This window comes from Thermogutta sp. (assembly GCF_014359955.1).
Lineage (GTDB): Bacteria > Planctomycetota > Planctomycetia > Pirellulales > Thermoguttaceae > Thermogutta.
In genome coordinates, this window is record NZ_JACIYL010000143.1 from 1 (window position 1) to 7,557 (window position 7,557).

Genomic DNA, 7,557 nt, shown 5'->3' on the forward strand with positions numbered 1-7,557 from the left:
TTCCCGGGAATTGAAGCTGAAGTGACTCACCCCATATCCGCGGACCCGCGCGTCGCTGGTCTGGGCGAAAACTTTTCTGATTTCGTCGAAGGCTTTGATGAAAGTGGCGGGGTTGGAGCGCCAGGTTTTGCCGGGAAAACCCTGGTCAACGAGGACGACGTCACCAATCTGTTTTTCTCCCAGAAGATCCGAAAACGGGAGCGGCGGCGGACCAGAGCCCTGAAGCCGCTGCAGAAGGGCAGGGTAAAGTGTTTTTTCCACGAGGGTGCTTTTTCCTGCCCCACTCACTCCGGTGACCGCACAAAGGACGCCGAGAGGAAATTCCACCGTGACATGCTTGAGATTATGCCCGGAGGCTCCCGCTAACCGGATCCACCCCTGGGCCTGTCGGCGGGGGCGTGTCAGCACGATCTGACGCCGACGGTTGACATACTCGGCGGTCAAAGTGGAGGCCTTTGCCAAATCCTCCGGTGGTCCCTGGAAGACGATTTCGCCACCACGTTCCCCGGCTCCTGGTCCCAGTTCGATGACGAGATCCGCCTCGCGGATCAGGGTTTCGTCGTGTTCGATCGCGACGAGCGTGTTTCCGCGGTTGCGGAGGCGAAGGATCATCCGACGAAGTGCCGCCCGATCTCGCGGATGAAGTCCTGCGGACGGTTCATCGAGGATATAGACCACGTGTTTGAGACCGGAGCCCAGAGCCGCAGCGAGGAGCGTTCGCCGCAACTCCCCGGTACTGAGGGAATTGCCCGGTCGGTCGAGATTGAGATGACCAAGACCAAGTTCCCGAAGCGAAAGAAGTCGTTCCAGAATTGCTTCCCTGCAATAAGTGGCCTGGCGGGTTTCTGGCCCATCGACGACGAGATGGCGAAGGAACTCAATCGCCTCATCTACCGTGAGGGTGCAAAATTCGCGGATATTCAGCCGACGTGCCCGGACTTCCCCATCTTCGTCCCCTATCTCGGAAGTTGCGCATTTTCCGGCTTCGCCCAACCTGGCCTTTTGCCAGTCACTTTTCAGGAAAACGCTCAACGCCTGACGTGAAAGGCGGGTACCGCGGCACTCGGGACATCGAATTTCCACTTTCCATTGTTGCATCCAGGCACGCCAGGCAAATCTCTGCCGCTGTCTTTCCAGTTTCCGAAAAATTCCTTCAAGCCCGGCAAAACCTTTTTCCTCGTTTCCGTAAAGGACCAGCCCCAGTTGTTCAGGAGTTAAATCGCCCACCGGTCGGTCAAGCGGAATATCCAATTCCCGGGCCTGACGGAGAAGTTCCTCCTGAAATCGGCTCAGTCCAGGCCTGCGCAGCGGGGCGATCGCTCCTTTTTCCAGGCTGAGATGGAAGTCCGGAAAAACCCTGGCGGGATCCAGGGTGCCGACTTTTCCCGTACCCTGGCAGCGAGGACACGCACCGACTGCTGTGTGACTATTGAAAAGATTGGGTTCGGGTGTGGCAAATACTTCTCCGCATGTGGGGCAGACAGGTTGGGAGCTAAACTCAGCGCGGAGCCATTCTCGGTCATTAATCCGGCACCACCTCCAGACGACGTCCCCAACGAGCGTTCCCCGCTCAGAATAACGTTCCTCTGGTCCTCCCGCCTCCGAGGCGCGTTCTCCTTTCTCCACAAAAATGAGGCACTTTCCGCTACCCTGCGCGAGGGCCGCCTCAATAGACTCACGAAGTCGGGACTCGGGACAACTTCCCAGTTGGATCCGGTCCACTATAACTGTCAGGGGCTCATTCCACCTTTTTTGGGTAACCGGCTCGACCTCCCCCGAGCCTCCGCGGGCTGGACAGCTCCTCTGGGCAACCATTTGTTGAAGATCCTGTACGGACAGGACTTGGCCGTCGACAAGGACGCGCGTCCAGCCTTCTGCCGCCAGTTTACCGGTGACTTCCCGCAGTCTATCAAGAGGGCCTGGTGCTGCGGAAAATGCTTCCGCAACGCAAAAGGCGACCATCGCCCGACGGCCGGTCAACCAGTCCGCTTGTAAAGTTTCGGCGATTGCTTGTGAATCCCAAGCCCGCACAGGCCAGCCGCAACGTGTGCAATAAATTTCCCCAAGGTGTGTATAGAGCAAACGGAGAAGATCGAAAATTTCCGTCAGTTGGGCGACATCTCCCCGAATCCCCCGGGTCCGCACCTGGTCGCCCACGGCTACCGTGGGCGAGAGATTGCCGATGTAGTCTACATCCGGGCGGGGCAGATCTTCGAAGTGCTGGCGAATCCGCGCGGAGAGACTTTCGATATACCGCCGCTGCCCCTCAACGTAGAGCGTATCGAAGGCGAGGCTGGTTTTGCCACTTCCACTGGGACCGCAGAGGACAGTCAGCTTTCCTTTCGGTATTTCGACATCAAGGGACTTGAGATTGTGGGTGCGGGCGCCTCGAATGATGATGCTGCGTCCTGGGGAAGACATGACTGTCCAGACGGTAGGCTGATTACTCCGAGTCCCGCCGCCGTGCCGGGCCTCTTCGCTACCGGTCTTGCTGAGGTGAGCGTTATTCGCTCCATGCAGCCACGATGGCCGCTGACGCCTGTCCTTGCGGCGTCACATTGATGTTCACAAAGACCGGGCGTGAAATCTCCCGAGGTTCGCGGACGACATCCACGGGACAGGCGGGATCAGGATCATCGCAGTTAAGTGTGGCAAACAATTGTTTGTGGTTGAGTGCGAGAACCCCCAGGGCCAGTTCCACAGCCCTGCGCCGGCTCCCAGGTTTCCGAAATAACTTTTCGCCGCGATAACGGGTACCTTTTCGGGCCCAAAGACTTCAGCTAGGGCCTCTGCCTCCTCCTGATCGCAACTTTGAGTCCCCAGCCCGTGGGCCATGACAAAGCCAATATCCTCAGGTTGCATTTGGGCCTGATCGAGAACTGCCCGTAAAGCCAAAATGAGGGCGGCCTTTCGATCGGCAACGCAGTGACGTCCCGCCACAGCGGCCGAGGCTGCTGCCAGGACTTCACCGTAAACCTTGACGCCTCGCTTGAGTGCCGACCGACTATCTTCGAGAATGACGGCTGCTGCCCCCTCACCAGGCACCATGCCGGGACGGTTCTTGTCGAACGGCCGGCAGGCCGTGGTGGGCTCCTCATCGCCGAGCGCGACTTCTTCCTGTTGAACCGTGTGAAGGGCCTTCATCAAACTGAGCCGCGTGCCGGTTACCCCGACCACCATGCAATCGGCCCGCCCCGCACGGATGATGTTGAGTCCATCTGCCAGGCACACGCCGGGGCTTGCTTCTCGCACCGTCAGGGAATTGCTCGGACCCCGCAGATCGTTGTAAATGGCCAGGTGGCTCGCCGGCATGTTGGGGAGGTACTTGAGAAGCCACAACGGGAACAGTCGCGGCATCCCTTCCCCGGCCCACCGGTCAAAATGGAAGACCCCGTGCCCATCCAAGCAGGCCTTGATGCCTTCGAGAAATTCCTGGGGCTCGCTGACCATGTAGTCGCTGCCAAAGCTCGTGCCGATTCGTTCGGGCTCAAACGTCCCGATTCGAATCGCCGCATCGTTGAGGGCAAGCTGGCCGGCAGCAACGCCCATCTGACATTCACGGCACATCACTTTGAGTGCTTTCCGGAGGTTTTTTTGCGCCTCCTTGTCCATTTCGCCAAAGTCTTTGATGTTGCCCGTGAATTCTCTAACTTCGCCAGCCGCCCGGAGGGGAATCACCTCCCGTGGGATCCCGCTAGGGCGCGCAAGGCCGGACCGTCGGGCCAGCACCGCCTCCCACATTTCCTGGGGGCTCCGCCCGATGGGGCAAAGCACACCAATTCCTGTGATGACAACGCGTCGCTCCGAGCGATCCATGGGTTCGCCCTCAAGCCTGTGTCGGTCTGCCGGTCTGTAGGTCGCGAATTTTTAATCTTAACTGATCGCCCAGCCGGCGTCGAGGGTCGAATGATTTTTACTGCTGCACATTCCCTGTCAGAAAAATTATTGACAAAAAACTGCACCAGAGATAAGCTAATCGCACAAAAGATAATTTAAATGACGCAATGGTGTTGCGACGGTTGTGTGGTCTTCTTGTTTAGAAAAACTTGGGGGTGACCTATGCGCCTTTCACGTTGCCCTGGTCGGCGCGCGTTCACACTTGTCGAGTTACTGGTTGTCATCGCCATCATCGGAATCCTCATCGCACTCCTCCTCCCCGCCGTCCAGGCAGCACGCGAGGCCGCTCGGCGAAGCCAGTGTAACAACAACCTCAAACAGCTTATGCTGGCCTTCCATAATTACCACGATAAATGGAGTCGGTTCCCGCCGGGTCTCGTGAAGATGGGAAACTGGTTCGCCATAAACAATTGTCCAGAGGGGCAATGCGGCACATGGTCGTGGGGGGCGTTCATTCTGCCGTACTGTGAGCAATCTGCTCTCTACGAAACACTTCGTCCGACGATGGTTCCATCCGACGCTGCTATCCAGCCCGATCAGGTGTACGCCCTCGTACGGCAACGATTGCCACTTTTCCGATGCCCGTCGGACACCGCCCCCGACACCAATACAGAGCGCAAAGTGCCGCGCATTGGTTTCTACGGAAATGCTAATTGCACGACGGGGTGCGTGGATGTGTTTACAGCCAATTACGTTGGATCGAACGACAGTTATAATCTGAACCGCGAGTACACGGGCACCAACCAGTTCAATGGTTTTCTGGGATATGGGCAGACGGGGAGCAATCCCCCACGTTGCACGCCCATTGGCGACGTGACGGACGGAACCAGCAATACTTTTGCCCTGGGGGAACGAGCCTGGCAAATCCAGGGGGTTATGCTGCGGGCTGCGGTTCCGATCATCGCCAATGGCGACACCGGAAATCACTCGCGACAGGGGCAGGTCTATGCCATGGCGTGTGGTCGCTGGCCGCTTAATTGTACCTCGGCCCCCGAGTGTGACCGGGGTTTCAGTAGCATGCATCCAGGAGGGGCTAACTTTGCGATGGTCGACGGCTCGGTCCGATTCATTTCGAATACCATCGACCACAACAATGCCACCTCGGCTGTGGATAGTACCTACGAACGACTTATCGCCATTGATGATGGTCAACCTGTACAAGTTCCTTAACATGGCTGGTTGTTCCAACTCGGGGGAGGCCAACGGTGAAGCAAGTAGCTCTTATTCTGGTGGTGATCGTCGGGCTTTTCAGTTTGACTGGGTGCGGAACTGGCGGTCCCGCGCTCGGACAGGTTGAAGGCACAGTTACGCTCGACGGCGTTCCCCTTCCCGGAGCCCGTGTCATTTTCACTCCTGTGGATGGTGGTCGCTCATCCATGGCTGTGACTGATGGCAGCGGCCACTATGAATTGGAGTTTGCCGCTGGCAAAAAAGGGGCTGTGGTGGGCAAACATAAAGTCACAATTTCGACTTTTGAGGAGGGCGAAAAAGATGACAGCGGAAAACTTGTAGGCTTCGTGCCAGAGCGCGTTCCCGCAAAGTATAACACCAACAGCACGTTGGAAGTGGAAGTCAAGCGAGGCCATCAGGTCATTGATTTCCCGTTGGACTCGCGATAAAAGGTGGAGGCCAGCCACCGCTTATGCGGTTCACGAATACCAGCAGGTATCATTCTATTTAGTGAGAGGAGGTGTTGGTATGCGTCGCAGCAGAAAAGCGTTCACCCTGGTCGAACTCTTAGTCGTCATTGCTATTATTGGCATCCTGATCGCGCTGTTGTTGCCCGCTGTACAAGCAGCGCGGGAAGCAGCTCGCCGATCCCAGTGCAGTAACAACCTCAAGCAGCTCATGTTGGCTGTTCATACGTACGCGGATACCTACCAGCGGCTTCCGGCGCGGCAATCTGGAACCGGTAATATCGCCACAGGTTACCAGCGACTGCGAATCAGTGGCTGGGTGCAGTTGGCGCCTTTCTACGAACAGAAATCGGTGTACGACGCGGCCATGCAAGCGAATGACAATCCCTGGTCTGATAACGCGGTTTCACACTGGCAGCTTACGGTAATCCCGACACTCAATTGTCCCAGTGACGCCGGAGATATTCCTCCAAGAGGGGCCAAACGCGGATCGACAAGTTATGCTTTTTGCGCGGGCGATAATTACGAAGCCTCGGTGCACAATCCTACAGAACGCTCGGACGCCAATCAAGCGGCAGCCCTCATGAATACACCCATTCGTAATCGCGGGTGCTTTGGCCGACAAGATTATAACTCACTGGCGGCGATCACCGATGGTACAAGCAACACCATTGCCCTGGCTGAACGCTCTCGCCCCCGCCGGGATAATGACCGCGGTTCTGCCATTTATGACACAAGCGGAGATCCGGCGGCATACATTCCGCTAACCTGCCGCGCCTACTGGGCAGGAAACGCATACATTTCTGGTGCTCCGATTTTCACCGCCGACACCTCCCCAGGATACCGCTGGGCAGACGGAGCTGCATACTTCGCTGGTGTGACGACAATTCTACCCCCTAATACGGCCGTTTGCGCAATTGCCGGTGGCGGCTGGAGCGGCATTTCAGGGCATTTTGCCCCGGGGATTTACACGGCGACGAGCGAACACCCTGGCGGTGTCAATGTAGCGTTGGCCGATGGAAGCGTGCGTTTCATTAGCGATACGATCGACACCGGTAATTTGGGTGTCGTGGCGCCGTTGCCGACAGCCTCTGGCCCCAGCCCCTTTGGCGTCTGGGGAGCGCTGGGAACGAAGGCAGGAGGCGAAACGATCACAGGATTCTAAGAAGTGACAAATTTAAGCGTCAGCTTGCGTATGGCTCCGTTTGACGGTAGAGTCGCGTGCTTTCGAAGGATCCGTCCGTATCGCATGAGGGCATCCATGGGCCGGCGATTTATTGTGGCAATTATGTTATGGTTCGTCTCTGGTTTGGTCATTTCGCAGGGATGCGGTTCGCGTACCCGGGGAAATATCCCACAAACGGCTCCGGTTTCGGGGATCGTTACTCTCGATGGCCAGCCGGTGGACGGGGCCACGGTCGTGTTTGTCCCGACGGGAACGCCTGCCTACGGGGCGTACGCCGTGACAGACTCCAAGGGCCGTTTCGTGCTCAAGTCGTCGGAGACGGTGAGCGGCGCCGTGCCTGGCAAGTATTTCGTGCAGGTTACAAAACTCGTCACGGATACGACAGGTAAGCAGTATGTTGTTGCGGAGGATGCCGAGCACGCGGCTTTAGCGTCCGGCGACACCACCCCCACAGGTACGGGGGGTATTACACGGAATGTGCTTCCCGAAAAGTATGCCAATCCCAAGACGTCTGGAATCGAGGTCACCGTCCCACCAGAAGGGCTGCAAGACTTCGAGATAAAACTCAGTTCCCAGTAACACCATGTTCCCTTGAAAAAACGGTTCATCCACAAAAGCCGTGGTTTCAAGCGGGCAGGTTGGTTCCTGGGAAGCGACTGCGCCATGGGCTTTCGCAACCGCTACGCTTTGCAACCAGGGGCTCTGACCACGAAGGAACTTTCCACGAGTGTCGGACGATATGGGTGTTCCACGTTCGTCTGGCCGCTGATGTATCTCCTTTTGGCTCTGTGGAGCTATCGACATTGCCTATCCACGGGTGCGCTCCCGGCCAGCCGA

At 57.4% G+C, this 7,557-nt stretch carries 6 protein-coding genes; 4 read left to right on the plus strand and 2 right to left on the minus strand.

Features of this window, described 5'->3' with window-relative positions:
* Together H5U08_RS06425 and H5U08_RS06430 are read right to left on the minus strand one after the other, a co-directional pair.
* Positions 1 to 2,421, minus strand: a 2,421-nt coding sequence (locus H5U08_RS06425; RefSeq protein ID WP_297031400.1) for an excinuclease ABC subunit A, incomplete at its 3' end; no start/stop codon positions are given.
* 144 nt (positions 2,422 to 2,565) lie between these two features.
* Positions 2,566 to 3,816 carry a beta-ketoacyl synthase N-terminal-like domain-containing protein gene (locus tag H5U08_RS06430; protein ID WP_297031402.1) on the minus strand — a complete coding sequence of 417 codons (1,251 nt, stop codon included), beginning with the start codon at positions 3,814 to 3,816 and terminating at the stop codon, positions 2,566 to 2,568.
* Between the two features lie 243 nt (positions 3,817 to 4,059).
* Here H5U08_RS06430 and H5U08_RS06435 point away from each other — a divergent pair, with 243 nt between their 5' ends.
* The 4 genes from H5U08_RS06435 to H5U08_RS06450 all read left to right on the plus strand — a co-directional run bounded on the left by H5U08_RS06435 (position 4,060) and on the right by H5U08_RS06450 (position 7,299).
* Positions 4,060 to 5,067, plus strand: coding sequence for a DUF1559 domain-containing protein (locus H5U08_RS06435; protein WP_297031403.1), 1,008 nt, complete (start codon positions 4,060 to 4,062; stop codon positions 5,065 to 5,067).
* Positions 5,068 to 5,102: 35 nt separating this feature from the next.
* A complete protein-coding gene (locus tag H5U08_RS06440) occupies positions 5,103 to 5,516 on the plus strand; it encodes a carboxypeptidase-like regulatory domain-containing protein (protein ID WP_297031405.1) in 414 nt (137 codons plus the stop codon).
* A gap of 79 nt (positions 5,517 to 5,595) precedes the next feature.
* The gene (locus H5U08_RS06445; protein WP_297031407.1) at positions 5,596 to 6,699 is read left to right on the plus strand and encodes a DUF1559 domain-containing protein; all 1,104 of its coding nucleotides are present in this window, start codon (positions 5,596 to 5,598) and stop codon (positions 6,697 to 6,699) included.
* 96 nt (positions 6,700 to 6,795) lie between these two features.
* Positions 6,796 to 7,299 carry a carboxypeptidase-like regulatory domain-containing protein gene (locus tag H5U08_RS06450; protein ID WP_297031409.1) on the plus strand — a complete coding sequence of 168 codons (504 nt, stop codon included), beginning with the start codon at positions 6,796 to 6,798 and terminating at the stop codon, positions 7,297 to 7,299.
* Positions 7,300 to 7,557: the final 258 nt, after the last annotated feature.

What these genes read in the sequence shown, in the direction of transcription:
- H5U08_RS06430 (WP_297031402.1), bottom strand. Translation starts at nt 3,816, where the DNA reads ATGGATCGCTCGGAGCGACGCGTTGTCATCACAGGAATTGGTGTGCTT.
- H5U08_RS06435 (WP_297031403.1), top strand. Translation starts at nt 4,060, where the DNA reads ATGCGCCTTTCACGTTGCCCTGGTCGGCGCGCGTTCACACTTGTCGAG.
- H5U08_RS06445 (WP_297031407.1), top strand. Translation starts at nt 5,596, where the DNA reads ATGCGTCGCAGCAGAAAAGCGTTCACCCTGGTCGAACTCTTAGTCGTC.
- H5U08_RS06450 (WP_297031409.1), top strand. Translation starts at nt 6,796, where the DNA reads ATGGGCCGGCGATTTATTGTGGCAATTATGTTATGGTTCGTCTCTGGT.